Source organism: Kitasatospora sp. NPDC056446 (genome assembly GCF_042796115.1).
Lineage (GTDB): Bacteria > Actinomycetota > Actinomycetes > Streptomycetales > Streptomycetaceae > Kitasatospora.
This window is the reverse complement of the sequence record NZ_JBHTRF010000043.1, coordinates 19986-45764: the sequence shown is the minus strand read 5'-3', so window position 1 is coordinate 45764 and position 25779 is coordinate 19986. Positions and strand designations below refer to the sequence as shown.

At 76.4% G+C, this 25779-nt stretch carries 18 protein-coding genes; 6 read left to right on the top strand and 12 right to left on the bottom strand.

Features of this window, described 5'->3' with window-relative positions:
• Positions 1-28 precede the first annotated feature (28 nt).
• A complete protein-coding gene (locus ACFQ6N_RS25055) occupies positions 29-865 on the bottom strand; it encodes an HAD family hydrolase (protein WP_380653089.1) in 837 nt (278 codons plus the stop codon).
• 332 nt (positions 866-1197) lie between these two features.
• Between ACFQ6N_RS25055 and ACFQ6N_RS25050 the strand changes: the two genes are divergently transcribed.
• Positions 1198-2079 carry a chitosanase gene (locus ACFQ6N_RS25050; protein WP_380653086.1) on the top strand — a complete coding sequence of 294 codons (882 nt, stop codon included), beginning with the start codon at positions 1198-1200 and terminating at the stop codon, positions 2077-2079.
• Between the two features lie 481 nt (positions 2080-2560).
• Here ACFQ6N_RS25050 and ACFQ6N_RS25045 read toward each other — a convergent pair whose 3' ends face one another.
• A complete protein-coding gene (locus ACFQ6N_RS25045) occupies positions 2561-3124 on the bottom strand; it encodes a TetR/AcrR family transcriptional regulator (RefSeq protein WP_380653083.1) in 564 nt (187 codons plus the stop codon).
• Between the two features lie 102 nt (positions 3125-3226).
• Here ACFQ6N_RS25045 and ACFQ6N_RS25040 point away from each other — a divergent pair, with 102 nt between their 5' ends.
• Both ACFQ6N_RS25040 and ACFQ6N_RS25035 read left to right on the top strand, forming a co-directional pair.
• Positions 3227-3730: a DUF1348 family protein gene (locus tag ACFQ6N_RS25040; protein WP_380653080.1), complete on the top strand. Its 504-nt coding sequence runs from the start codon at positions 3227-3229 to the stop codon at positions 3728-3730.
• Between the two features lie 191 nt (positions 3731-3921).
• Entirely contained in the window at positions 3922-4992 is a 1071-nt protein-coding gene (locus ACFQ6N_RS25035) for a hypothetical protein (protein ID WP_380653077.1), read from the top strand.
• 38 nt (positions 4993-5030) lie between these two features.
• Here the strand turns inward: ACFQ6N_RS25035 and ACFQ6N_RS25030 are convergent, their stop codons facing one another.
• Both ACFQ6N_RS25030 and ACFQ6N_RS25025 read right to left on the bottom strand, forming a co-directional pair.
• Complete coding sequence (locus ACFQ6N_RS25030) at positions 5031-5639, bottom strand: hypothetical protein (protein ID WP_380653074.1); 609 nt, start codon at positions 5637-5639, stop codon at positions 5031-5033.
• A gap of 59 nt (positions 5640-5698) precedes the next feature.
• Positions 5699-6238 carry a MarR family winged helix-turn-helix transcriptional regulator gene (locus tag ACFQ6N_RS25025; protein ID WP_380653071.1) on the bottom strand — a complete coding sequence of 180 codons (540 nt, stop codon included), beginning with the start codon at positions 6236-6238 and terminating at the stop codon, positions 5699-5701.
• Between the two features lie 80 nt (positions 6239-6318).
• Between ACFQ6N_RS25025 and ACFQ6N_RS25020 the strand changes: the two genes are divergently transcribed.
• The gene (locus ACFQ6N_RS25020) at positions 6319-7707 is read left to right on the top strand and encodes an MFS transporter (RefSeq protein WP_380653068.1); all 1389 of its coding nucleotides are present in this window, start codon (positions 6319-6321) and stop codon (positions 7705-7707) included.
• Positions 7708-7717: 10 nt separating this feature from the next.
• Here ACFQ6N_RS25020 and ACFQ6N_RS25015 read toward each other — a convergent pair whose 3' ends face one another.
• Entirely contained in the window at positions 7718-8614 is an 897-nt protein-coding gene (locus ACFQ6N_RS25015) for an alkaline phosphatase family protein (RefSeq protein ID WP_380653065.1), read from the bottom strand.
• A 139-nt stretch (positions 8615-8753) separates the two neighbouring features.
• Positions 8754-9749, bottom strand: a complete 996-nt coding sequence (locus ACFQ6N_RS25010; protein WP_380653062.1) for a phospholipase D-like domain-containing protein — start codon at positions 9747-9749, stop codon at positions 8754-8756.
• Between the two features lie 397 nt (positions 9750-10146).
• Between ACFQ6N_RS25010 and ACFQ6N_RS25005 the strand changes: the two genes are divergently transcribed.
• Entirely contained in the window at positions 10147-11448 is a 1302-nt protein-coding gene (locus tag ACFQ6N_RS25005) for a serine hydrolase domain-containing protein (protein WP_380653060.1), read from the top strand.
• 102 nt (positions 11449-11550) lie between these two features.
• Here the strand turns inward: ACFQ6N_RS25005 and ACFQ6N_RS25000 are convergent, their stop codons facing one another.
• Both ACFQ6N_RS25000 and ACFQ6N_RS24995 read right to left on the bottom strand, forming a co-directional pair.
• Positions 11551-13905, bottom strand: coding sequence for an ATP-binding protein (locus tag ACFQ6N_RS25000; RefSeq protein WP_380653056.1), 2355 nt, complete (start codon positions 13903-13905; stop codon positions 11551-11553).
• 382 nt (positions 13906-14287) lie between these two features.
• Positions 14288-16966 (bottom strand): BTAD domain-containing putative transcriptional regulator, encoded by a 2679-nt coding sequence (locus tag ACFQ6N_RS24995; RefSeq protein WP_380653054.1) that lies wholly within the window; start codon positions 16964-16966, stop codon positions 14288-14290.
• 318 nt (positions 16967-17284) lie between these two features.
• Here ACFQ6N_RS24995 and ACFQ6N_RS24990 point away from each other — a divergent pair, with 318 nt between their 5' ends.
• Positions 17285-20104, top strand: a complete 2820-nt coding sequence (locus ACFQ6N_RS24990) for a BTAD domain-containing putative transcriptional regulator (protein WP_380653166.1) — start codon at positions 17285-17287, stop codon at positions 20102-20104.
• 46 nt (positions 20105-20150) lie between these two features.
• On the opposite strand, the gene ACFQ6N_RS24985 is transcribed toward ACFQ6N_RS24990, so the two are convergent.
• From ACFQ6N_RS24985 to ACFQ6N_RS24970, 4 genes are all read right to left on the bottom strand, one after another.
• On the bottom strand, positions 20151-20783 hold the full coding sequence (locus tag ACFQ6N_RS24985) for a sigma-70 family RNA polymerase sigma factor (protein ID WP_380653051.1): 633 nt from the start codon (positions 20781-20783) through the stop codon (positions 20151-20153).
• Positions 20784-21115: 332 nt separating this feature from the next.
• On the bottom strand, positions 21116-21466 hold the full coding sequence (locus ACFQ6N_RS24980; protein ID WP_380653049.1) for a hypothetical protein: 351 nt from the start codon (positions 21464-21466) through the stop codon (positions 21116-21118).
• Positions 21467-21777: 311 nt separating this feature from the next.
• Positions 21778-23220: a hypothetical protein gene (locus ACFQ6N_RS24975; protein ID WP_380653047.1), complete on the bottom strand. Its 1443-nt coding sequence runs from the start codon at positions 23218-23220 to the stop codon at positions 21778-21780.
• 34 nt (positions 23221-23254) lie between these two features.
• Positions 23255-25687: an ATP-binding protein gene (locus tag ACFQ6N_RS24970; protein WP_380653045.1), complete on the bottom strand. Its 2433-nt coding sequence runs from the start codon at positions 25685-25687 to the stop codon at positions 23255-23257.
• Positions 25688-25779 lie beyond the last annotated feature (92 nt).

Here is a 25779-nt window from a genome sequence, read left to right as displayed (position 1 = left end):
GGGCCCGCACACCCACGGGTCCGCCCCTTCACTCCGGGAACAGGCTCTCCAGGACGGCCGCGACCCCGTCCTCGTCGTTGCCGGCGATGACGTGGTCCACGGCGGCGAGGACCTCCGGGTGGGCGTTGGCGACGCCGTAGGAGGTGCCGGCCCAGGCCATCATCGGCAGGTCGTTGGGCATGTCGCCGAACGCGACGGTCCGCTCCCGGGGGATCCCGTGCCGCCCCGCCAGTTCGCCGAGCGCGGCGGCCTTGCTGACCCCCCGGGCGACGGCCTCGACCAGCCGCTCGCCGTTGGAGTGGTAGACGGTGACCAGGTCCCCGACCACCGGACGCACCAGCGCGAGCAGGTCGTCGGCGGACAGCTCCGGGTGGCGGCCGATCAGTTTCGGCGCCGGGCGGCCGAACAGCCGGGCGTCGTCCAGGCGCCGGACGGCGGTGTCGGCGTCCCAGTCGCCCGGCTCGTACCGCGCGTCGCCGGCCAGGTCCTGGGCGTACTCGACGGCCAGTCCGATGCCCGGCGCGGCGGCGCGCAGCAACCGGGCGGTCTCGGCCAGGACGTCGACCGGGATCGGTCGCTCGGCGATCACCGAGCGGGTGCGCATGTCGTAGGCGAAGGCACCGTTGGAGCAGACCGCCACACCCCGGTGGCCGAAGGCGGCCGCGATCTCGCCCATCAGGCGCGGCGGGCGGCCGGTGACCAGGACGACGTGCCCGCCGGCCCGTTCGACCCGGGCGAACGCGGCGACGGTGCGGGCCGAGACGGTGCGGTCGCCGCGCACGATCGTCCCGTCGAGGTCGGTGGCCACCAGACGCGGCGGCAGGAGCCGGGTGACGGTGGCTCGGGGGCTGCTGGGTGTACTCATGGTCGGGCTCCGTACCGGTCGGGGTCGGTGGTGTCGTCCGGGTGCAGGACGCGCGTACGGGCGCGAGTGCCGCGCTGTACGCGGGCGGAGGAACGCCCGGGTGCGGGCTGAGGGGCTGGGGCATCGGCCGCCAGACGGTCGGACGGTACCACCGGCGCGGCCCGTTCGGCGACGACCGGGCGACGGCCGAGCGACGGCCCTGATCGGCGACCCGCACAGCCTGCGCAATTTTATTAGGAAAGTTTCCTTACCTTCTGGACCCCTGCCTGCTTCCCGCCCTAATCTGCTGCCGCGAGCTCGCGCTCTTCCCCCACGGAGATCGGAGCATTTCCATGCCTGTGTCCCGAACCACCCACCGCCTCACCGCCGTTGCCGCGGTGGCCGCCCTCACCGCCGGAGCCGCCTGGACGGTCACCCCGGCGCAGGCGGCACCCGACGGCCCGGCCCGGACCGACGCCGTGTCCGCCGCCGCCCCGCGCGCTGCCGCCGGCGGGCTCACGCCCGACCAGCGGCGCCGGGCCGACCAGCTGATCAGCGTCTTCGAGAACAGCACCACGGAGATCCAGTACGGCTACGCCGAGAACATCAACGACGGCCGCGGCGTCACCGCCGGCCGGGCCGGCTTCACCACCAACGACGGCGACGCGCTCAAGGTCGTCCGCGCCTACACGGCCGTCTCCCCCGACAACCCGCTCGCCCGCTTCGTCCCCGAGCTGGAGCGGCTGGCCGCGTCCGGCAGCGGGGACACCGGCGGGTTGCCCGAGAGCGAGTACATCGCCGCCTGGAAGCAGTCGGCCGAGGACCCCGCCTTCCGACAGGTCCAGGACGACCAGGTCGACCAGCGGTACTTCACCCCGGCGATGGACCAGGCCGACCGGCTCGGCCTGACCACCGCACTGGCCCGGGCCGAGCTCTACGACGCCTCCATCCAGCACGGCAACGGCGGCGAGTACGACGCCCTGCCCGCACTGATCGCCCGGACCGACGCCAAGGCCGGCACCCCGTCCACGGCCGGGGAGCGCGCCTGGCTGACCGCGTTCTTCGACGTGCGCGTCGACGACCTGACCAACCCGGCCAACTCCTCCACCGCCGACGAGTGGCGAAAGTCGGTCGACCGCGTCGAGTGCCTGCGCCGGATCGCCGCCACCGGCAACGACAACCTCGACGGCCCGTTCACCATCACGGCCTTCGGCACCGGCTACACCATCCGCTGAGTCCCGTCTCCCCCGGTTCGGGGGCCGGACCCCGGGAAACCGGCTCCCCTGACCGATACCCGAACCGGGCCCCGCCCGGCCGCCACCCGGCAGCCGGGCGGGGCCTCGGACGCGTGCGAGGGCACCGCCGAGGAGGGGGAACAGCCGGTCCCGATGGCGGCGCGGGGCCGCGGGGTCGACGGCGACGGTGTCGAAGGCGGCGGTGTCCGACATCGTGCGGCCGTGGACGGTGCCGGGGCAGGTCCCGGAGGTGCAGTCGACACCTGTAGCGTCCGGCGCCCGGTCGAGCACGGCGAGGGACTCGGGTGACAGGTCGCCCTCGGCCAGGCCGAGGTGGACCCGCGCGCGGTGAGTGCGGGGAGCGCGACCACCGGCGCCGGTCCGTGCGGGCAGAAGAGGTCGGGCACGCGCACGTAGCACCCGTGCGCGGCCGGTTCGCGGGCCCTGGCCTCCGGTTCGGGGTGGTCCCGGGCGGAGGCAGTCAGGCCGGGGCCGCCGCGTCCAGCAGTAGGCGGGCGGCCTGCTTGGCGTCGGCGGCGGCCGTCGGGTCGCCGTGCACGGCGGCGACGGTGATGGCGCCCTCGGCGAGCAGGGTCAGGTGGACGGCGGTGGCGGGCGGGGCACCGGCGGCCTCGGCCAGGCCGGCGAGGTAGCCGCCGAACTCCTCCTTGTGGTGGCGGGCGGCGGCCACGACGACGGGGGTGGTGGCGCCCAGTTCGCCCAGGGAGTTGACGAACGCGCAGCCGCGGAAGCCCGGTTCGGCGAACCAGCGGCCGAGCCAGTCGAAGACGGCGAGCAGTTGCTCCCGGGGCGGGCCGCCGACGCGGGAGACGTACACCGCGAGGTCCGCCCGCCAGCGGCCGTCGCGGCGCAGCAGGTAGGCCTCGACCAGGTCGTTCTTGGACGGGAAGTGCTGGTAGAGGCGGCGCATCGTCATGCCGGAGGCGGCCCGGACCGCGTCCATGCCGACCGCCTGGACGCCCTGCCCGTAGAACAGCTCCTCGGCCGCGTCCAGGATCCGGGTCCGCGGGTCTTCGTGCTCCATCTGCCGTGCCCTTTGCGCGAGAACGATGATTCTCCTATCGTAGCCACCAGAGTGAGAACGATCGTTCTCACCGGCGGAATGACCGTTCCCGAGGAGTCCCCCATGCCTGGACAGCCCACCGAACCGGACGACCGGGGCGCCGACCGGCGCCCGCCCCTGCCCCCGTTCACCGAGGAGACCGCCCGGCAGAAGGTCCGGGCCGCCGAGGACGGCTGGAACACCCGCGACCCCCACCGCGTCGCCCTCGCCTACACACCCGACAGCCGCTGGCGCAACCGCGCCGAGTTCCTCACCGGCCGCGAGCGGATCGCCGACTTCCTCACCCGCAAGTGGCAGCGCGAGCTCGACTACCGGCTGGTCAAGGAGCTCTGGGCGTACCACGGCGACCGGATCGCGGTCCGCTTCGCCTACGAGTGGCACGACGACGCGGGCCGCTGGTACCGCTCCTACGGAAACGAGAACTGGGAGTTCGACCGGAACGGCCTGATGGCCCGGCGGCACGCGTCCGTCAACGACCTGCCGATCACCGCCGGGGAGCGGCTGTTCCACTGGCCGCTCGGCCGCCGCCCCGACGACCACCCGGGGCTCACCGAGCTGGGGCTCTGAACCCCCGGCCCCGACCCCAACCCCGGCCCCGGCCCCGGCCCCCGACGTCCCGCGCACCGCTGACCGCCGCTGACCGCCGCTCCACGCGGGCCCGGCACTGTTCCCGGCCTGTGACACGCCCCGAACCGGTCACTGACCCGGCCCTGGGACGCTCCTTGTCGAAGCGAACAGCATCCGAGGGGGACCTGGACATGTCCGTGCGCAACAGATTCGGCACCGCCGCCGCGATCGCCCTGATGACCACCGTCGGCGCGGTCCTGCTCTCCGCCTGCGGCCCCGAGGCCGCCGACTCCGGTCCCACCGCCGCCCCGGGCGGCTCCGGGTCCGGTTCGGCGGCACCGGCACCGGCCGCAGGCGCGTCCGGCGGCCCGTCCGGCGGCCCGTCCGGCTCCGGCAGCCCCACGCCGGGCGGCAAGGAGGTGAACGGCACCTCCGCCGCCAACCACCTCACCATCAGCACCGGCACCCGGACCGTCGCGCTGAACGGCACCACCGTCGACTTCGGCACCGTCGTCCGCGACCTCACCTGGTCGCCCGACGGCAGGAAGGCCGCCTTCATCGACGGCAACGGCGACCTGGTGACCGCGAACCCGGACGGCGGCGGGAAGGCCACCCTCGCCAGGAACCCCGGCGGGGAGACCTGGTCCCACCCGACCTGGCTGCGTGCCGCGCCGCAGCCCGGCGACACCTCCGGCGCCGAGGGGCTGGAGCGCTTCAACACCATCGTCTTCGCGTCCGCCAAGGGCGGCACCCTGCGGCTGGAGCGGGTCCCGGCCGGGACTCCGGGCGCCACCCCCGAGGTGCTCACCCCGCACAGTTCCGAGGGCGGCAACGAGAACCTGCCGCAGCCCCCGCAGACCGGGAACACCTGGGCCTCCGCGGGCGGCCGGCACGGCGGGATCGCGTACGCCAACACCCCGGCCGGCGAGGTGTACCTCTACGACGACTACATCCGGCCCAACGCGCGGGACATGGGCAAGGGCTCCCAGCCCGCCCTCTCCCCCGACGGCGAGCAGCTCGTCTTCGTCCGCTCGGTGAACGGGCACGACCACCTGTTCACCCGCTCCACCCAGTCCGACCGGAAGACCGAGAAGGACCTCACCCCCTCGGCCGCCACGGACTACACCGAGCCCGCCTGGTCCCCCGACGGCAGGACCATCGCGGCCCGCACCCCGGACGGGGTCAGCACCCTGCCCGCCGACGGGTCCGCCGCGCCGACCCCGGTGTCCACCGTCAAGGGCCTGCCGGCGTACCGGCCCTGAGGCGCGCCCGGGGCCCAGCCCGGACCCCGGACCCCGGGCTACCGCCCCCGGTCGGGCTTCGCCAACTCCGCGCGCAGCGCGGCCAGGTGCTCGTCGGCCGACTCGTGCGGCAGGAACTCGACCAGGTCGAGGAAGCGGAACAGCACCCGGTTGTCGGTGACCGCGTACTCGTAGTCCCCGAAGCCGACGACCGCGCCCAGTCCGCCGCGCGCCGCCCCGCGGACGGCGGCCGACGTCAGTCCGTCGGCCGCGTCCCCGCCGACCGCGTTCTCGGCGGTCCCCCGGCGCCGGGCGTTCGGGCGGGCCAGGTACGGGCAGACCATCGACGCGTAGAGCATGCACGCCCGGTGCCCCGGGCCCTCCATGGTCGGCGCGAGGTTGCGGTACGGCTGCCCGGCCGCGAGCGCCCCGGCGATCGCGGCGCTCTCGGCGGGCCCGACGACCCGCCACACCGGTCCGCGCTCCATGAGCCGGCCGCACACCGAACAGCGGCGCCCCAGCGCGCAGTCGGCGCTGCGGTCGCGGTCGGTGAGCGCGAACTGCGGCTCGCCCCCGTGCCACGGCGTGATCGCCGGCACCGGGTACCCCCGCCCGTCCCGGGGACGCGCCCCCACACCGTCCGGCATCGGCACCAGTTCGAATCGCACGCCCCTATCGATACCAGGGACGCGGGTGGCGGGTCGAGCCCTCCGGGGGCCGGAGCGGGTCACCCGCCCTGCTCCTGGGCCAGCATCACCTTGCGCAGCAGCTCCGACAGCGTGTGGCGCTCCTCCTCGGACAGCACCCCCAGCAGCCGGCGCTCCTCCCGGCCGACCACGTCCAGGGCTTCGTGCCAGGCGGCCCGCCCGGCCTCCGTCAGCACGATGTCGACCTTGCGCCGGTCCTCCGTCGAGGGCGTGCGCAGGACGAAGCCGCGCCGTTCGAGGGTCTCCAGGCGGCCGGTCACGGAGGCCGGGGCGAGGTTGAGGTCGGCGCGCAGGTCGGAGGGGGCGGCGTGGCCGCCGCGCCCGGCGAGGACGTGCAGGGTGTCGAACTCGTGCTTGTGCAGGCCGTAGTCGGCGACGCCCTGTTCACGGACCCGGCCGAGGTGGCGGGTGAGCCGCCACATCCGGGTGACGGCGGCCTCGATGACGGGGTCGAGGTCGGGCAGCACGGGCTGCCAGCGCTCGACGTGGCCGTCCGTCCAGTCGCGGAGCGGGGCGTCCTGCGAGGGGAGGTGCTCCTGCGGGGGGAGGTGCTCGGCCATGGGAGGAGTCTACAAACCCTGAAGCAACGCCACCGAAATATTCGTTGCCGAAATTTCGTCACCGAAATACAGTGCGGCGCGTGACCAGCCACCCCTTGCGCCTGCCCGACTTCCGCCTGCTCCTCCTCGGCCGGACGATCTCCACCCTCGGCGACGCCGTCGTCCCGGCCGCCCTCGCCATCGCCGTCACCCGGGCCACCGGCTCCTCCACCGCCCTCGCCCTGGTGCTCGGCTGCGCGATGGTGCCGAAGCTGCTCCTGCTGCCGATCGGCGGCGTGGCCGGGGACCGCTTCGACCCGCGCCTGGTCGCCCTCGCCACCGACCTGGTACGCGCCGTCACCCAGGTGCTCGTCGGCCTGGAACTGCTCGGCGGGCACCCGAGCCTGACGCACATCGCCCTCGCCTCGGCGGTCGGCGGCACCGCCTCCGCCTTCGCCGCGCCCACCGCCTCCCCGCTGGTCGCGGCGACCGTCCGGGGCGCACTGCGGCTGCGCGCCAACGCCCTGCTCGGCACCGCGACCGGCGCCGCGCGCCTCGCCGGCCCGGCCCTCGCCGGGCTGCTGGTGTACACGGCGGGGCCCGGCTGGGCGTTCCTGCTGGACGGCGCCTCCTTCGTCCTGAGCGCCGCACTGCTCCTGCGGCTCGCCCGGCTCCCCCGGTCCACCGCCGACCGGGCCCCGGGCCCCGACGGCGCCGACAGCGCCACCAGCCGGCCGCGCTCGCTGCGCCGGGACCTCGCCGAAGGCTGGAGCGAGGTGCGTGCCCGCGACTGGTACTGGACCAGCCTGATCGCCCACGGCGTGTGGAACGGCGCGAACGCCGTGCTGCTCACCCTCGGCCCGCTGATCGCCGCCACCCGCCTCGGCGGCGACGGCGCCTGGGTGGCGCTGACCCAGGCCGGGGCGGTGGGCCTGCTGGTCGGCTCGCTGCTCGCCGGACGGCTCCGCCCGCGCCGCCCGGTGCTCGCCGGGAACCTCGCCCTCGCACTGTTCGCGCTGCCCCTGCTGGCGCTGGCCGTCCCGGCCCCGGCACCCGTCGCGGTGGCGGCGCAGGCGGTGGCGATGGCCGGGCTGGGCTTCCTCAACCCGCTGTGGGAGACGGTGGTGCAGCAGGACTTCCCGGCCGGGAGCCTGGCCCGGGTCACCTCGTACGACTGGCTGCTCTCGCTGGCCGCCGCCCCGCTCGGGTACGTGCTGGCGCCGCTGGCCGCCGACGCCTGGGGCAGCCGGGTGCCGCTGCTGGCGGCCGCGGCACTGGTGGCCCTGGTCTGCGCGGGCACGGCGGCGGTACCCGGGGTGCGCGGGCACCGCGCGCCTCCCGCGGCCGGGCCCGGAACCCCGTCCGGGGCCGAGCCCACGACCGTACCCGGGTCCACGGCCCTGCCCGAGCCCACGACCGTACCCGTACCCGCGCCCGGGCCGGTGGCCGAGCGGCCGCCGACCCGGACCGGGGCTCACGTCAAGCCCTGATCACCGCTGGTCAGTTCCAGATGCCGGTGATGTCGCTCGCGGAGGCCGCGTTGCCCGCGTGACCGGTGGTGCCGGCCAGGTCCTCCAGGGTGCGCAGCACGTTGTAGTGGTTGTAGGTGGTGGCGGAGCTGCTGCCGGGGGTGACGTGGGCGCCGTAGACCAGGGTCGGGATGCGGTTGCCGGACAGCTTGTTGTCCTCGTCGAAGGTGACGACGAGGAGGCTGTTGTGGCTCTGCGCCCAGGTGGCGTACGCGCCGAGGTTGTTCTTGATCCAGGTGTCGCCGGTGCTGACCGAGCAGTCGTGCATGTCGCTGCAGAGGTTCGGCACCACGAAGGAGACGTTCGGCAGGGTGGTGTAGTCGGTCGGGAACTGGGCGAAGGTCTTGGCCGAGCTGACCGGGACGTTGCCGAAGCCGAACCAGGGGTTGTGCTTCTGGGCGTAGTTGCCGCTGCTGCACACGGTGCTGCCCTGGCTGGGCAGGGACTCGTTGTAACTGGCCCAGGTCTTGCCGGCGGCGATGACCTCGGAGGCCAGGTTGGCGCTCTGGAAGCCGCCGACGGTCACACAGCTGTCGTCGACGGTGCCCTGGGTGGAGCCGGAGAACAGCGCGTAGTAGTTCGGCTCGCTCGGGTGGGTGATGCCGAAGGACTGGGTGAGGTTGGCGCCGCCCGCCTTCAGGGTGTTGTTGAGGTACGGGGCGCTGCTGCTGCCGATGACCTGGGTGTAGGCGTGGTTCTCCATCACCACGACGATGATGTGGTCGGGCGTGGGCAGGGCGGCTGCCTGCGCGGTGGACGCGGTCGCCGCCCACAGGCCGGCGGAGGCGGCGACCAGCGCGACGGCGGAGCCGATCGCGGTGGCGGTGCGGCGGGACCGGGGGTTCCGGGTCTTCGTGGACGAAGTCATGACAAGTCCTTGGGTGAGGAGCGGCCCGGCGAGCCGCTCGGCATGGGGGGGTGGGGCGGGTGGGGCGTTTCCGTGGCGGCGGGGTGTTCGGCCCGGTGGCGTCCGGCCGAGGACGTACGCGGCCCAGGGCGTACGCGGCTTAGTACGGCGTGCCGTTGGCGAAGTCGCCGGCGAAGGTCGACTCGATGGTGGTGAGCACCCCGGAGTCGGTGGTGATCAGGCCCAGTTCCCGGTTGTGGTTCAGCGAGTTGTCCGAGAAGTTCTCCGAACCGGCGAACACCTTGGCCGACGCGGTGCCGTAGTCGGCGACGATGACCTTGGCGTGGACGTACAGACCGGTGGTCGAGGAGTAGGTGACGACCCTGCCGCCGGCCGTGGTCACCTGGTCGAAGTAGTCGGCGTACGAGGTCGGGTTCATGCCGACCACGCGCACGGTGACGCCGCGGGCGGCAGCCGCGGCGACGGCGTCCACCAGGGCCTGGTCGCCGAACTCCAGCTGCTCCAGGTCGAGGCTGGTCCGCGCGCCGTTGATCAGGGCCAGCAGCCGGGACTGCGAGTCGGTGGGCGACCAGACCAGGTTGTCGCCGTCGGTCGGGGTGACGGCGGTCTTGGCGTAGTCGGCGGCGAAGACCCGCTCGATCGCGGCGACGTCGTTGGCGTCGGTGTCGACGACGCCGAAGTCGCGGTCGTTGGCGTAGTAGGTGGAGTCCAGGTTGCCGGTCATGATCAGCGAGGTCGCGCCGTCCACGGTGACGGTCTTCTGGTGGGTGTAGACGAACGCCGTGGAGGAGTACGTCACACCGGCGCCGGCGGCCTTGAGGGCCGAGTAGGCGGCCCCGTTGACCGAGGTGTGCGCGCCGTCCAGGATCACCCGGACCGCGACGCCCGCCCGCTGACGGGCGACCAGGGCGTTGACGGCGGTGGTGTCGCGCAGCTCGTACATGGTGACGTCGACGGACCGGGTCGCCGAGTTGATCAGGTTGTAGACGACCGTGTGGTCCTGGTCGGGGAAGACGACCGCGGTGTACGTGCCGGAGGCCGCGGTGGCGGCCTGGGCGCTGCCGGCGAGCGGTATCAGGCCGGTGGTGGCGAGCAGCAGGGCACCGGCGCGGCGCGCCAGGGAGGCCAGGGGCATGGGGAAGCTCCATGGTTGGGGAGGGATCTGCTGGATGGCGCGGACGGACGCTACGGTCGCGGGCGGCGACGGGCGGGCGGGGCTGGGGAGCGGTTCCGGCGGGCAGGGTGCCGGTGCGGTGGGCGCACCGGAGCACGAGGAGCGCCCGAACAGCATGGAGCCCGGCCGTCAACGCGGGTAGACGACGGCAGGTGAAACCTTGGCTCCGGACCGGGAAACGAACGGTGCGGCCCCGCCGGGCGGTTCACGGGCGGTTCGCACGGGCTTCCCGGGCGGTGCCCACAACGGACGATGCGGGCGAACCGGTTCACATTGCCAGCAGCCGCCCCGGCCGGTGATAGTGATCTTCGATCGGCGCGGTCCGATGCCGCGTCAGCAGATGAGAGAACCGAGGAACATGGCGAAGACCAGCCTTCTGCGTCCCCTCGCGGTCGCCGCCGCCGGTGCCGTCCTGATGGCCACCGGTGCCGCGCACGCCGTCGCCGCCGAGCAGGGCACCGCCGCCGCGCCCGCCGCCGACGTCGCCGGCGTGCTCGCCGCCCTTCAGGCCACCACGGCCGCCGGTGCCCCGGGCGCCTTCGCGGTGATCCGCGACCACGGCGCCCAGGAGGACACCCGCTCGGTGGCCACCGGCCTGGCGAACCTGGACGGGACGCCGATGAACTCCTCGTGGAGGTTCCGGGTCGGCAGCAACAGCAAGATGTTCACCGCCGTTCTCGTCATGCAGCTGGTGGAGGAGGGCCGGATCGACCTCGACCGGCCGCTGCGCGAGTACCTGCCGGCCGGCACCCTGCCGGAGGGCTGGACCATGACCGGCCGCCAGGTCATGGAGCACCGGGCCGGCATCTACGACCACACCAACGACCTGCTGGAGCAGGCCGGCGAGGAGACCACCAGCGCGTTCGAGGCGCGCATCCGCAGCACGGTGTACGACCCGCGCGACCTGGTGGCGCTGTCGGTCAAGCACGGTGTGCAGTACACCCCCGGCAGCCGCTACTCCTACTCCAACACCGACTTCGTACTGCTCGGCCTGGCGATCGAGAACCTCACCGGCCAGCCCTACGCCGAGGTGCTGAACGAGCGGATCATCCAGCCGCTCCACCTGCGCAAGACCTCCTTCGTGGTCCCGGACCAGGCGATCCAGGGCGCCCACGTCACCGGCTACCTCACCAACGACGACCGCAGCAAGCCGCTGCTGGACTCCACCGAGTCCAACGGCTCCTGGGTGTGGAGCGCCGGGGCCGTCATCTCCGACGCCGAGGACCTCGACCGCTTCCTCACCGCGCTGGTGGCCGGCAGCAACGGCGGGCTCGTCTCGGACGCCTCCGTGCAGCAGATGGCCGCCGTCCTGCCCACGCCCACCGCGAAGGTCTCCTACGGGCTCGGGTTCCGCCGCATCTCGCTGAGCTGCGGCGACGTGTACGGCCACGGCGGCATCGTGCAGGGGTTCCAGACCCAGTCGTTCACCGCCCTGGACGGGCACCGCAGCGTGGTGGTCTTCGCCAACGCCTCCAACAACGGCGCGGTGACGCAGGGCCTGATGAACACCCTGGAGCCGGCCTTCTGCGGCAAGAAGCCCACGGTCGCGCCGCGCTCGGCGTTCGCGCCGCGTGCGGACACCCAGGGCACTGGCGCGCCCGGCGCCCCCGGCGCCCGTCTGACGGCCCAGGTGCCCGTGGTGGACGACACCCGGATCTGACCCTCCTGGCAGCACCGGTCGCCCTGACCCGGCCGCCTGCCCCCGGTCGCCCTGCCCCCGGTCCGACGGCCCGCCGTCCGGCCCGGGGCGCGGGTGACCGGGTCAGGGCCGCGGCGGGCCCGGCCGGGGACCGTCGGCACTCAGGTCGGTGAGCGCCTCGGTGAGCAGTTCGCGGGCCTCCTCGGCGCGGCCCTGCTCGATCAGCGCGGTGCCGAGCTCGGTCAGCGTCTTGGTCATGCTGTCCGGCCGGCCGACCGCCTCGTAGTGCACCAGGGCCTGCCGGTAGGCCTTCTCGGCGGCCGGCCAGCGCTTCAGCGCCGCCCGGTCCAGGCCGAGTTCGTGCGCGGTCATGGCGGCCAGCAGGTGCATCAGCGGTGAGGACCAGCGCTCGACCAGCTCCAGCGCGCCGGCCAGCGCCCGCCGGCGGGAGTCCACCGCCTCCTCGGCCCGCCCGGACTCGCGCAGGCAGGTGGCCGCGCCGCGCAGCACCACCAGCCGGCCGATCAGCGCGGAACGGTTGTCGACCAGGGCGAAGGCGTCCGCCGCCCGGTGGAGCGCGTCGGTCGCCTCCCGGTGCCGCCGCAGGTGGCGCAGGCCGGAGCCCAGGTAGGTGAGGGCCCAGCCCTGCTGCTCGCTGTCCCCGGTCTCGACGGCCAACTCCAGCCCCTCGGAGGCCAGTTCGATTCCGCGCTGGTAGCGGTGCAGACAGGTGACGTAGGTCCAGGCCAGGTAGTTGACGTGCACCGCCTCGGCCCGCCGGTCGCCGACCGCCCGGGCGGCGTCCACCGAGAGCTGGAACACCTCCGCCCAGATCCCCCAGCTCAGCAGCCGGTCGGAGAACCAGTGCATGGCCTCGGCGGTGTCGATCACCTCCCGGTACCGGCCGGCCCGCTGCGCCCGGTGCAGGGCGGCCAGCCACTCCGGGTGCTCGTACTCCAGCCAGCGCGCCGCCTCGGTGAGGTGCGCGGGCGCGGAGCCGGTCGGCTCGGCGCCGTCCTTGGCGTGCTCGGGGTCGAACCGCAGCCCGTACTCCGTCGCCCGGCCGAGCACCCAGCGCCCGGCCCGGGTGCGGGCCTCGGCCAGTTCCTCGGCCGACTCGTCGACGGCCAGCCGCTCGCCCGCGTAGAGGCGCACCAGGTCGTGCAGGCGGTAGCGGTCCGGGGTGGCCGGCTGTACCAGACCGGCGTCGACGAGCTGCTCCAGCAGCAGCTCGGTGCGGGCCGGCGACCGGTCCGCGTAGGCCGCGGCGACGGCCGCCGTGAAGTCCGGCCCGGCGGTCAGGGCGCAGCGGCGCAGCACCAGTCGGGACTCGGCGGGCAGCCGTCGGTAGGACAGTTCGAAGGCCGGGCGGACCGCCAGGTCACCGGTCTCCAGCAGGTCCAGCCGGTTCTCCTCGGCGGCGAGCTGGCGCACCAGGTGGGCCACCGGCTGTTGCGGCCGGGCGACCAGCCGCTGCCCGGCGATGCGCAGCGCCAGCGGCAGGTAGCCGCAGAGCCGGGCCAGTTCGGCGGTGGCGTCGGGCGCGGCCTCGATCCGCTCCCGGCCCGCGATCCGGGCCAGCAGGCCGGCCGCCTCGACCGGCGAGAGCACGTCCAGGCCCAACCGGTGGACCGACTCCAGGCCGGGCAGCGCGCTGCGGCTGGTGACGATGGTCACGGCCGGCCCGGCGCCCGGCAGCAGCGGGCGCACCTGGCCCTCGTCGGCGGCGTCGTCCAGCACCAGGACGAGCCGCCGTTCGCGCACCAGGGCCCGGTAGAGGCCCGCGCGCTCCTCCGTCCCGGCGGGTACGGCCGCGTCCTCGACACCCAGGGCGCGGAGCACCTGGCCGAGCGCGTCCCGGGCGGACAGCGGCTGGGCGGACAGGCCGCCGAGGTCGAGGGAGAGCTGGCCGTCCGGAAAGTCCGGGGCCAGGGTGTGGGCGGCGTGCAGGGCGCAGGCCGTCTTGCCCAGGCCGGGCTGACCGCTGATCAGCACCACCCGGGGGTGCCGGGGCCGCTCGTCCGAGGCCAGTCCGGCGAGGGCGGCGAGGGCGCCCTCACGGGCGGTGAAGTCGGCGATGTCGCGGGGCAGGGCGAGGGCGCTCTGGCCGGCGGCGACGGGCCTCGCCGCGGGGGCCCGGTCCCGGGCCGCGGGCTGGGGCACAACCGGGGACGGGGCCTGGGGCACCGTCCTCGCCGGGCCCGGCCGGACGCCGCGCGGGCGCCCCGACTGCGCGGCGCGGTCCAGCTGTTCCGCCCGCTCCTCGTCCAGGCCCAGCGCCTCCGCCAGGGCCCGTACGGTGCGCCGCTGCGGTCCGCGGGTACGGCCGCGCTCCATGTCCCCGAGGGCCCGCAGGCTGACCCCGGCGGCGGCGGCGAGTTCCTCCTGGGTCAGACCGGCCGCCACCCGGTGCCCGGCCAGCAGGCCGCCGAACTCGCCCGCCTCCGCGCCCACCCCGACGCCGCCCCAAGCCGTCATGCCCCGCTCCCGCCCACTCGGTCACCCGGTCACCCGGTTCCGCCACGTCGCACTTCCGCACTTCTGCCTGGACCCGTGTCCGGCCGAAGGTGCCAGGCAGAAGTATGCCGCGACGGCGGAATTCCCCGTACCCGACCGCTCGGCGCCGCCGCGTCCCAGGTCAGCCGGGCCGACCGGGCCTCGGGCGGTCCGGCGGCCGGGCGGAGCCGCGGGGCGGAACTGCCGATAGTTCCGCCTGCGGTTCCGCTCTCTGGTGAACGGCTCGACGGCGGGCGTTGGTTCATCCCGGGTTCGCGCGCGGTTCCGCCGGGGCGGTTCCGCGTGCGGCTCCGGCGACGGCGCAGGGCCCCGGCCGCACGGCCCGGGGCCCTCCGCCCGCACGTCAGCGGCCGGCCGCGACCAGTGCCTCGGCCCGGCGGCGGGCTTCCGCCCCCTCCACGCCGCGGCCGAGCTCGTCCAGCAGGTCCGCCAGCAGGCCGTGCGAGCGCGCCTCCAGCGCCGGGTCCCCCACCGTACGGCCGAGGGCGACGGCGAGGCGGGCGGAGGACAGCGCGGCGTCGCGGCGGCCGAGGGCGTGCAGCGCGCGGGCGCGGCTGTGGGTGGCGAGGACGGCCCCGGCACCGCCCGAGCCGGGGCCGACGGTGGCGGCGCGGACGGCCTCGTCGGCGTGGGCCAGGGCCGGGCCGGGGTCGCCGGCCAGGACCAGGGCGTCGGCGAGCCCGGTGAGCGAGTGGACCAGCAGGTGACCGGTGGCCGGGGTGCGGGCGGCGCTCACCAGGTCGGTGAGCATGGGCAGGGCCCGCTCGTACCGGCCGGCCCGCAGCAGTGCGGCGGCCACCCGGCTGCGGCAGTGGTGGCGCAGCGCGGCGTCGTCGGCCCGGTCGGCCGCGGCGACGGCGCGGTCCAGGTGTTCGGCGGCGGTGCGGTGGGCCGCGCGGGCGATGTGCAGGACGGCCAGGTCGGTGCCGAGCCGGGCGACGGCGGTGTCGTCCCCGTCGGCGTGCGCGGCGCTGAGCCCGGCCTCGACGACAGCCCGCCAGTGCGTCCGGTCGTGGCCGGTGGTCTCGTACAACAGGCTGATCCGGTGGGCGAGTTGCCAGCAGTGGGCGGTCCGTCCGAACTGTTCGGCGCAGACCACCACGGCCCGCAGGGCGCTCTCCTCGCGGCGGAACCAGGCCGCCGCCCGCCCGCTGCCGTCACCGCCCGCGGCGCCCCCGGCCGTCCAGCCCTCGGTGACCTCCAGGTAGTGCGCGATCAGCCGGTCGAGGGCGACGAACCGTTCGTCGCAGGTGAGTTCGGCGGCCTGCCGGGCGGCGTAGCGGAGCACCAGCTCGCACCGGGCGTAGCGGCCGGGGGTGGCCTCCTCCAGCAGGTGGACGGCGTCCAGCCGGGCCAGCAGGGTCCGGGTGTCGGCGGGCGGCAGGTCCGCGAGGGCCGCGGCGGTGCCGGTGTCGATCACCGCGCCGGGGTGCAGCCCGAGCAGGGTGAACAGCCGGGCGGCGGCGGGCGGCAGGGTCCGGTACGTCCGGTCGAGGGCGCTGGTGAGGCCGACCGGGCCCCGGGTCCCGGCGCCGGTGCCGGAGAGGGCCGCCAACCCGGTCTCCGGGTCGGCGAGTTCGGCGACGAGGTCGGCCGGGGACCAGTCCGGCCGGGCGGCCAGGCGGGCGGCGGCCAGCCGCAGCGCGAGCGGCAGCCGGTCGCACCGCTCGGCGAGTTCGGCGACGGCCTCCGGGGCGTCGTCGGTCCGGTCGGGGCCGAGGGTGCGGGTGAGCAGGGCGGCGGCGTCCTCGCGGGTGAGGCCGCCCAGCGGGAGCGGGACGCCGCCCTCGCGGACCAGCAGGTGTCGCAGCCGGCTGCGGCTGGTGACCACGGCGACGGGCGACGGGACGTCCGCGCCGCCGGGGTCCGCCGCCGGCGGGTCGGGCAGCAGCGGGGCAAGCTGCCGGTACGAGGCGGCGTCGTCCAGCAGGACCACCGTCCGCCGCCCGGCGAGGAGTTCGCGGTACCGGCGGGAGCGCTCGGCGGTCGAGTCGGGCAGGGCGTCCGGGGCGACGCCGAGGGCGGTGAGGAACTCGGCCAGGACGTCGGCGGGTTCGCGCGGCCCGTCCGGGTGGAAGCCGCGCAGGTCCGCGCGGAGCAGGCCGTCCGGGAAGTGCTCGGCCTCGCGCAGGGCCGCCCAGTGCCGGACCAGGGCGGTCTTGCCGGCCCCGGCCGGGCCGGTGACCAGGACCGGGCGCCCGGCCCGGGCGGCGGGCAGGGCCGCGTCCAGCCGGGCGAGTTCGGCCGCCCGGCCGACGAAGCGGCGGCCGGACCGGACCGGACCGGCGCCGAACCCGGCACCGGCACGGCGCAGTTCCGGACCGGGCGGGCCGGCGATCCGGGCCACCGCCCGCTCGTAGCGCTCCCGCGCCTCGGTGTGCCGCCCGGCCTGCTCCAGGCAGCGGACCAGCCGGGCGGTGAGCGTCTGCCGGGACGGGTGGGCGTCGGCCGCCTCGGCCAGTTCGGCGGCCGACTCGCCGCCCCGGCCCGCCCGCAGGAGTCCCTCGGCGAGCCGTTCCAGGGCGCGCAGCCGCAGGTCGGTCAGCTGGGGCAGCGTGCGCTCGCGGAGCAGGGCGGAGCCGCAGTCGGTGAGCGCCGGGCCGCGCCACAGGTCCAGGGCGGCGCGCAGCCGCGGCAGCGCCGGGTCCTCCGGCGCGGCGCCGGGCGGGGCGGCGGGCCCGGGCAGCAGGACGTCCACCTCCTCGCAGAGGCGTGCGAAGCGCAGCAGGTCGACCCGGTCGGGCTCGCCGGCCAGCACGTACCCGCACCCCCGGGTGTCCAGCGCCAGCTCCGGCCCGTCCAGCAGCCGGCGCAGCGCCGCGACGTGCCCCTGGAGGGCGGCCCGCGCGGTGGGCGGCGCCCCGCCGTCCCAGACCAGCTCGATCAGCTCCTCGGTGGCCACCGTCTGGTTCAGCCGTACGGCGAGCGCGCTGAGCAGCGCCCGCCGTTTGGGGGCCGAGGGCGTCACCGTCGCCCCGTCCTCCCGCCGTACGGCCACCGGCCCGAGCAGATCGATGTGCACGCGCCCCTCCCCTCCCCGCCCGCGGACTCCGGTCCGAGGATAGGCCCGCCCGGGAGGCCCCCGGGCCCCCGGGCCCGGCCGGGCCCGGGGGACTGCGCGCCCGGGACGCCCCCGGGCCTGGGGGCTCGCCGAGGGCACCGGGACGACCGGCCGGGCCGGGCGGCGTGCTCGCGGACCGACGCAACCCGCGACCGCCCCCGCCTCGTCCTCACCGGAGCGGGGGCGATCGGCGGGCGCGGACCGGACAGGTTCGCGCACTACACTGCTCCACCCCGGGGGCCACCCCGGGCACGGTGGACGGCGAGGGTGGGGGTCTTGGTGCGGATTCGGCTGCTCGGCCCGGTGGAGTTGCGGGTCGGGGCGGACGGCTTCGCCACGCCGGCGGGGGCGCAGCGGCGGGCGATCCTGGCACTGCTGGCGCTGGGGCTCGGACGCGTGGTCACCATGGACCGGTTCTGCGAGGTGCTGTGGGGGGAGGTGCCGCCGGCCAGCGCGCGGGCGGCGGTGCAGGGGCACGTGGCCGCGCTGCGCAAGGTGCTCGCCGACACCCCGTTCGCGCTGCACACCCGGGCCTCGGGCTACCTGCTGACCGGGCCGGCCGACGAGGTGGACGCCCTGCGCTTCGACGCCCTGGCCGCGCGGGCCGCCGAGCACACCGGGCGCGGCGACGACGCCGAGGCGACCGCGCTGCTGGAGGAGGCGCTGCGGCTGTGGCGCGGCGAGGCCCTGGCCGACCTGCCCGACACCCCGCTGCGCACCGCCGCGGTGGACCACCTGCAGCAGTCCCGCACCGCCGCGCTGCTCTGCTGGGCCGGGCTGAGGCTGCGCCAGGGCACCGGCGCGGCGGCGGTGGCGGCCCTGGAGCAGAGCGTCCGGACCGACGGGCTGCGCGAGGAGCCGGTGGCACTGCTGATGCGCTGCCTGCGCCAGGCCGGGCGGCCCGCGGAGGCCCTGGCCGCCTACCACCGGGCCCGGCTGCGGCTGGACCTGGAGCTGGGGATCCGGCCCGGGCCGGCCCTGCGGGCGGCCCTCGCCGAGGTGCTGGCCGACGACCGCCCGGAGCGGCTGCCCGCCGCCCCGCCGCCCCCCGCGCCCGCCGCCCGGGTCCCGCAGCAGCTCCCCCGCCGGCCGGTGGACTTCGTCGGACGGCAGGCCGAACTCGACCGGCTCGACCACGACTGCGCCCCGGACCGCGCCGGGGACGGCCCGGTGCTGGTGGTCGGCCCCGCCGGGGTCGGCAAGAGCACGCTGGTCACCGCCTGGGCGCACCGGGCCGCCGCCCGCTTCCCCGACGGCCGGCTCCACGCCGACCTGCACGGCCTCGCCCCGGACGGGGCGGCGCACCCCGACACCGTCCTCACCGGCTTCCTGCACGCGCTCGGCGTCCCCGCCGACGCCGTCCCGGCCGACCGCGCCGGACGCGCCGCGCTGTTCCGAGAACGGACCCGGGGCCGCCGGCTGCTGGTGGTCCTGGACGACGCCGCCGACGCCGACCAGGTCGCCGACCTGCTGCCCGAGGGACCCGGCTGCGCCGCCGTCGTCACCAGCCGGGGCTCGCTGGAGGAGCTGGTCGCCCTCGACGGGGCCGCCCTGCTGCGCCTGGCCGCACTGCCCGAGGACGACGCCGTGCGCCTCCTGGAACGCGCCCTGACGCCCGAACGGGTGCGGGCCGAACCGGAGGCCGCCGCCCGGCTCGCCCGGCTCTGCGACCGCCTGCCGCTCGCCCTGCGGATCGCCGCCGCCCGGCTGGCCGGCCGGCCGGACTGGACGGTCGCCGGTCTGGCCGACGAACTCGCCGACGAGGGCGGCAGGTTGGCCGTCCTGGACGCCGACGACGAACTGGGCGTCGCCACCCAGCTCGACCTGACCCACCACCGGCTCTCACCGCCCGCCGCCGAACTGCTGACCGCCCTGGCCGCCCACCCGGGCGCCGAGGTGGACACCCTGGCGAGCGCCGCCCTGCTCCGCACCGACCCCGCCACCGCCCACCGGGCGCTCGGCGAGCTGGCCGCCCACCACCTGCTCACCGGCACCGCGCCCGGCCGCTACCGCCGCACCGACCTGGTCCGCCTGTTCAGTGCCGGGCTGCTCGCCGGACAGCCCGGGCCGCGCCGGCGCCTGTTCCACGAGCGCCTCGCGGACCACTACCTCGCCGCCCTCCAGCACTGCGGCGCACTGCTCGACCCCGGCCAGGAGGACGCGGGCTCCCCCGCCCACCCTCCGCAGGCCCTCCCGGGCGCCGTCGACATCCGCACCGCGCTCGACTGGTTCCGCGCCGAGGAGCCCGCCGTACGCGCCCTGGTCGACACCACCGCCGACACCGACCCCGGCCGCGCCTGGCGGCTCGCCCTGACCAGCGGCTCGCTCTACTACGGCGCCAGCCGGTTCACCGACTGGCTGGATTGCGCCCGGGTCGGCCTGCGGGCGGCCGAGCGGTGCGGTGACCCGGTCGCCGTCGCCCTGCTGCTCAACTGCCGGGCCCAGGCCCTGGTCGCGCTCGAACGGCGGCACGAGTCGGCGGAGTCGGCACGCCGGGCGGTGGCCGCCGCCGAGTCGGCGGACGGGCCGAGGGCCTCGTCCGCGCGCGTCCGCGCGCTCGCCACCCTGGCCCTGGTCACCGCGATGCTCGGGAAGTCCGGCGAGGCCGAACGGCTGGCGGCCGCCGCCACCGCCCTCGCCCTCGCCTCGGGCGACCGCCGCCGACTGGTCGACGCCAAGGTCCACCAGGGCTGGGTCAGCCTGGCCACCGGCGACCGGGACGGTGCCCGGATCCGTTCCCGCGAGGCCCGCGAACTGCTGCCGCCCGCCCCGGTCACCCAGGTCCACCTCTGGTCGATGCTGACCGAGGCGCAGGCCCTCCCGCCGACGGTCCGCGACGAGGCCGCCGACCTCGCCTGGCACCGGCTGCTCGCCGCGTGCGAGGAGGCCGGGCTGCTCTACCTGCACGCGGTCGCCGAACAGTCCTACGCCGCACACCTGGTGGCGCGCGGCCGGGAGCCGGAGGTGAGCGGACGGCTGCGCACGGCGCTCGACCGCTTCCGCTGCCACGACCGGCAGGCCGGCCACCTCAGCGAGTTCACCACCAGCCTGGAGGAGTCCCTCAACCGCCGGACGGCCGACCGGCCCCCGGGCCGCTGACACCGCCGGGGCCGGCGCGGCCGGCGCGGCCGCGCCGGGAAAGGCGCTACGCCTGGACGTGCCCGCGCTCGACCGGGGCGTAGCCGTGCTCCGCCGCCAGGACCGGGCGCAGCGCCCGGATCGCGTAGAAGTTGCGGGACTTGACCGTCCCCGGCGGCACGCCCAGCCGGGCCGAGGCCTCCAGCACCGACCGGTCCTTCAGGTGGAGTTCGACCAGCACCTCGCGGTGGTGCTTCTGCACCCGGCGCAGCGCCAGCGCGATGTCCCGTGCCACCACGACCTGTTCGTACGGGTCCTCGGCGAGCGGGCGGTCCTCCAGCTGCTCGCCGATGACCTCCTTCGCGCGGGCGGCGGCCATCCGGTAGTGGTCGATCGCGATCCGCCGGGCCACCGTGAACAGCCACGGCCTGCTCTGCTCCGGGCCGGCGCTCAGCGCCTCCGGGTGCTGCCAGGCGCGCAGCAGGGTCTCTTGCAGGATGTCCTCGGCCTTGCCGCGGTCCCCGCCGGTGGCCCGCAGCAGCGCACGCAGCAGGTAGCCGCCGTGCAGCCGGTGGATCTCGGCGAGCGTCTCGGGGTCGAGGGTCGGACGGGCCGGGGCGGCGGCGGCCCCCGCCGCGTCGGACGGGCCCGCGGAGGGCTGGGCGACGGGCGTGGGCTGGGCGACGGACGGCTTCGACACGCGCTACCTCTCAGATCGGGCAGGGGGCACGGCACGGGCAGGGCACCGCGGGGCACCGGCCGGACCGGGCCCGGCGGCGACTGTGACAGCAGACTGCCGGACGCCGCCAAGTCCTCACCAACGATCCGCCAACGCCCCGGCCGGGGGCACCCGGCCCGTCGCCGAGTGCCGCGTGAGCGGATCGGCGGCGCCCTCCCCGCGCCGCCCCCGCTCCCTCCCCGCACCGGCCGCCCGGCCCCCTCACCGCCCGGTACGCGTCGAGCACCGTCCGCGTGCCCGTCGAGCACCGTCCGAGCACCCGTCGAGCGGTGGTCGCGCGCCCGCCGGGGCGCTCACTCCTCGTTGAGCGCCCGGACCAGGTCCTCCACCCCGTCCTCGCCGCGGTGCTCCATCAGCACCGTGACCCAGGTCGCCAGCCGCTCCCGCTCCGCCCCCGACCAGCCCGCCGCCGACGGGTGCTCGTCCACCACCAGCGCCGCCGCCACCCCCAGCAGCCCCGGCGCCGCCCCCGGCCGCCACCGCCCCGGCGGCGCCGACCGCAGCGCCAACCGCCGGGCGACCGCGATCACGTGCTCCGCCGCCGCCTCCGGCACCCCCAGTCCGGCCGGTCCCGCCGCACTCGGCGCCCCCGCCCGTACCAGGGCCGCGACGAACTCCCGCGCCTCCGGCCCGTCCGCATCCATCCCGTGCCCCTCCCCCGTCCCGATCACGGGACTCACGCTCGTTCCGATTCCGTGGCACTCGGCGGACGCCGGGTGCCACCGGACGACGGTACCGAGCGGTAGCCCGTCGAGCGGAGGATTTCGTGCCGCACGGCAGACCCGACCGGAACGGCGAGGGGCGCGAAGTGCATCCTGTCCCGCTCAACGGCCTCTCCGTCAGGAGTGGTTCAGTGAACCGGAACGGATCGTTCAGCCGTAGTCCCGGCCGTACGGACGCACGGCCGACCCGCCGGCCGACCGGGGGCAGCGGTCGGCCGGAAGCGGCGAGGACGTCAGGCGGTGCAGGTGGCGCGGACCGCGCCGGCCGCGTGGTGGGCCCCCGAGCTGCCGCTCGCCCAGTCGACGCCGCGACTGTGCAGGGTGAGCGAGATCGGGCCGCGGTAGGGGAACGGCCCCTTGGTCACCCAGCTGCCGAGGCTGGCCGTCTGGTTGATCGAGAACGAGCCGACCGAGCCGCTGCCGCTCTGCACCGTGTAGTAGCTCGGATTGCCGCCGACCTGCTTCACATTGCCGCTGGCCGGGATGTAGACGGCCAGGGTGCAGCTGGTGACCTTGTCCAGGGTGAACGTCCAGACCACCGAGTTGCTCTTGTCGTCGTTCGCGTCGCCGGACATCGGCATCGAGGCGTAGGTGCCGTTGCAGCCCTCGCCGCTGTAGCCGCCGGAGTTGTTGCGCCACCCCTTGTCGCCGTCGTCGTACCAGCCGTTGGTGCGGTAGCCGCCGCAGTACGGCCCGGCGATCGCGGTGACCGGCGCGGGCTGCTTGGCGGGCGGCGGGGCCGGGTTCTGGGACCCGGCCGGCGGCGGGACGGGCTGGTCCGGGACGGGCTGCTTGGGCGCGGGCTGCTGGGGCGCCGGGTTGGCGCCGCCGCCGCTGCCGCCCGGGGCGGTCCCCGCGCCGCCCGCGGCCTGGCCGGTCCCGCTGCCGGAACCGCCGCCGCTGCCCGCCGAGTTGGCCGATCCACCGGGCTGGGCGGCGGCACCGGAGCCCTTGCCGCCGGTGCCGGCCGCGGCCGGCTGGTCGCCGGGCGCGGGCGAGCCGGTCCCGGCGTCCGTCGGCGGGACGGCCGCCCCGGCCGGAGCGCCCGGGGCGGGAGTGGCGCCGCCGCTGGTGCCGCCGTGCTCGTCGAAGCCGGGGACGAAGCCGTTGCCGCCGTCCCCGCCGCCCTGTCCGTACCCGGGCGGCGCGTCGGCCCGGGCGGGCCCGTTCTTGTGGTCGTTGCCGCCGAGCCGCGTCACCACCACCGAGGTGCCGATCAGCACCAGGCCGACGGCGACGGCCGCCGCGATCATCGGACGGGAGACCCGGCCGGACCGCGCACCCCCTTCGGCACCGGGCTCGGCGCCCGGTTCGGCGGCCGGCACGCCGGCGGCGAGCACCTCGGACACCCCGGCCGCCGACGACGCCCCCGCGACGGCGGCGGCTCCGGCGGGGTCGGGCGGAGCGACCGGCGGCACGGCGGACCTCCCGGCGCCGAGCACGGCCCCGGCCCCACCGGCCCCACCGGCGCCGGTCTGCGCGGGCAGCACCACGGTCGGCGCACCCGCACCCGCAACCGCCTCCGCCCCGGACTCCCCGGACGCCGACCCCTTGCCCGAACCCTTGCCCGACTCCTTGCCGGCATCACCGTCGCCGGCCAGGGCCCATTCCACCAAGGGGAGTTGGAGACCGGCCGGCCTCCGCTCCGGCCCGCCGCGCTGCTCCTCGCCCACCATGCATCCCCTGTGTTCGACAACACTCCCGTGGGAACTACGGCCGGGCCCGCCGGGCCGGTTCAGTTCCCCGCTCCGGCCCGGGGAGTCCGGGGAGGGCGGGGAGTCCGGGGAGGGCGTCCAGCCGGGCCCGGACGGCGGCGGCGTCCCGGTGCTCCAGGTCGTCGAGGATGACGAGGCTCCGCGCCCAGGAGGCCCGGGCGGCCCCGGCGTCGCCGAGGGCGAGGTGGGTGTCGCCGATGTGGGTGTGGATGTCGGCCTGGAGGAAGTAGTCGCCGACCGCCTGCCGCAGGCGCAGCGACTCGTGGTACGCCGGGAGGGCCGCGTGGTACTCGCCGAGCCGGTGGTGCATGAAGCCGATGCTGTCCCAGATGGACGACTGGCCGGGGAGGTTGCCGCTCGCGCGGGCCAGCTCCAGGGCGCGCCGGCAGTACGGCAGCCCCTCGGCCGGCCGGCCCTGCTGCGCCAGGTACCAGCCGATGCTGTTGAGGGCGAGGGCCTGGCCGGAGGGGTCGTCGACGGCCAGGAACAGCTCCAGGGCCCGGCGGGACTCGGCCACCGCGTCGGCGTCGGCGTGCACCTCCCCGTAGGCAATCGCGAGGTCCAGCCGGGTCTTGCCCTGGCGCGGCCGGTCGCCGAGCGCCTCGAACAGGTCGAGGGCGAGGCGCAGTTCGCGCCGGGCCTGCGGCTGGAGGTCCTGGGACCGGTGCACCTGGCCGAGCCAGCGGTGCGCGTGGGCCTGCCGGCCGAGGTCTCCGGTGCGTTCGGCGGCGGCCAGCGCGGTCTCGCTCGCCCGCTGCCACTGCTGCCACAACCCGGACTTGAGCAGGTAGGGGACCTGTGCGCCGACGAGCTGCCAGACGTGGGCGTCGGCCCCGGCCAGGCGGGCCGCGTCCACGACCCGTTCGAGCACCGGTTGCTCGTCCCGGTACCAGGCGAGGGCCCGACCGCGGTCGGCGAGGTCCTCGGGCGTCACCCCGGCGGCCGGCTCCGCGAGGTCGAGCGAGGGCCAGGAGGCGTCGTGGGCGTAGGCGAGGCAGCCGGCGCGGTGCGCGGTGTGCAGGTAGTGGTCGAGCATCCGCAGGACCGCCTCGGCCCGTCCCTGCGGGGGTTCGACGACGGCCGCCTGTTCGGCGGCGTAGGCGCGCAGCAGGTCGTGGAAGGTGTACCGGCCCGGCTCCGGTTCGGTGATCAGATGGGCGCGGTGCAGCTCCCGCAGCAGGCCGAGGGTCTCGGACCGGGGCAGGCCGACGAGGCTCGCGGCGGCGGCCGCGTCGATGTGCGGGCCCGGGTGCAGGCCGAGCAGCCGGAACAGCCGGGCGGCCCGAGGGTCGAGCGCGCGGTAGGACCAGGAGAGCACCACCCGGACGTCGGCGTGGCTGTCGCCGGCCGACAGCAGGTCCAGACGGGCCCGGGAGTCGCGCAGTTCCCGCACCCAGACGTCGAGCGGGGTGCCGGGGTGGTCGGCCGCCCGGGCGACGGCGATGTTCAGGGCCAGCGGCAGCCGGGCGCACAGCTCGATCAGTTCGTCGGCGGCCTCCGGCCGGTCCCGCACGGCGGCCGGTCCCAGGCGGCGGGCGAGCAGTTCGCGGGCCTCGGTGTGGGAGAGCACGTCGAGGGCGAGCGGGACGGCGCCGTCCAGGGCGATCAGACCGGGCAGCCGGTTCCGGCTGGTGACCACCACCAGGCAGGTGTCCGAGCCGGGCAGCAGCGGGCGGACCTGCTCCGCCTCCCGGGCGTTGTCGAGGACGATCAGCGTGCGGGTGCCGGCCAGCCTGCTGCGCAGCAGGGTGAGCTGCCCGTCCGGGTCGGCCGGGATGCGCGGGCCGGGGACGCCGAGCGCGTCCAGGAAGCCGCGTGCCACGTCGGCGGCGGCGACCGGGTCCCGGTCGGGGTCGAAGCCGCGCAGGTTGGCGAAGAGCTGACCGTCGGGGAAGCGGTCCGCGACCCGGTGGGCGAAGTGCACGGCCAGGGTGGTCTTGCCCACGCCCGCGGTGCCGGCGATCGCCGAGATCACCACTGTGCCGCAGCCGGGAGCGCGGTCGCCCAGCAGTCCCCCGAGTGCCCGGAGCTCGTCGGCGCGGCCGGTGAAGTGGCGTACGGCGAGCGGTAGTTGCTGCGGTACGGCGACTCCCGCTGCCGCGCGCGCACCGGCTGCCGGGGTCGGGGCCGGGGCGGAGGAGGGGCCGGCGGGCGGGACCGGGGAGGCGTGGGCCGCGCCGAGGGGTGCCCGGGCGGCGGCCGGGGCGGCCGGTCCGTCCGGCTCCGCCGCGCCCGTGTCCCGGGCCGCCGCCAGCCACCGGGCCCGGGTGTCCGGGTCGACGCCGAGCGCCTCGGCGAGCCGGACCACCGAGGACATCCGCGGCCGCCGGCCGCCCGCCTCCAGTGCGCTGATCGACCGCGTCGACACCCCCGAGCGCTCGGCGAGTTCGTCCTGGCTCCACCCCGCCGACAGGCGTCGCTCCCGCAACAGCGCAGCGAACACAGCAGTCCCCACCCATTCCCCCGACCGAGTGCCGACCCCGTCCGCACCGCCCGTCCGGCGCGGACCGCGAACGAGCG

Coding starts and splice junctions, on each gene's coding strand:
- ACFQ6N_RS25055 (WP_380653089.1), bottom strand. CDS start 865: ATGAGTACACCCAGCAGCCCCCGAGCCACCGTCACCCGGCTCCTGCCG.
- ACFQ6N_RS25050 (WP_380653086.1), top strand. CDS start 1,198: ATGCCTGTGTCCCGAACCACCCACCGCCTCACCGCCGTTGCCGCGGTG.
- ACFQ6N_RS25045 (WP_380653083.1), bottom strand. CDS start 3,124: ATGGAGCACGAAGACCCGCGGACCCGGATCCTGGACGCGGCCGAGGAG.
- ACFQ6N_RS25040 (WP_380653080.1), top strand. CDS start 3,227: ATGCCTGGACAGCCCACCGAACCGGACGACCGGGGCGCCGACCGGCGC.
- ACFQ6N_RS25035 (WP_380653077.1), top strand. CDS start 3,922: ATGTCCGTGCGCAACAGATTCGGCACCGCCGCCGCGATCGCCCTGATG.
- ACFQ6N_RS25025 (WP_380653071.1), bottom strand. CDS start 6,238: ATGGCCGAGCACCTCCCCCCGCAGGAGCACCTCCCCTCGCAGGACGCC.
- ACFQ6N_RS25015 (WP_380653065.1), bottom strand. CDS start 8,614: ATGACTTCGTCCACGAAGACCCGGAACCCCCGGTCCCGCCGCACCGCC.
- ACFQ6N_RS25010 (WP_380653062.1), bottom strand. CDS start 9,749: ATGCCCCTGGCCTCCCTGGCGCGCCGCGCCGGTGCCCTGCTGCTCGCC.
- ACFQ6N_RS25005 (WP_380653060.1), top strand. CDS start 10,147: ATGGCGAAGACCAGCCTTCTGCGTCCCCTCGCGGTCGCCGCCGCCGGT.
- ACFQ6N_RS25000 (WP_380653056.1), bottom strand. CDS start 13,905: ATGACGGCTTGGGGCGGCGTCGGGGTGGGCGCGGAGGCGGGCGAGTTC.
- ACFQ6N_RS24980 (WP_380653049.1), bottom strand. CDS start 21,466: ATGGATGCGGACGGGCCGGAGGCGCGGGAGTTCGTCGCGGCCCTGGTA.
- ACFQ6N_RS24975 (WP_380653047.1), bottom strand. CDS start 23,220: ATGGTGGGCGAGGAGCAGCGCGGCGGGCCGGAGCGGAGGCCGGCCGGT.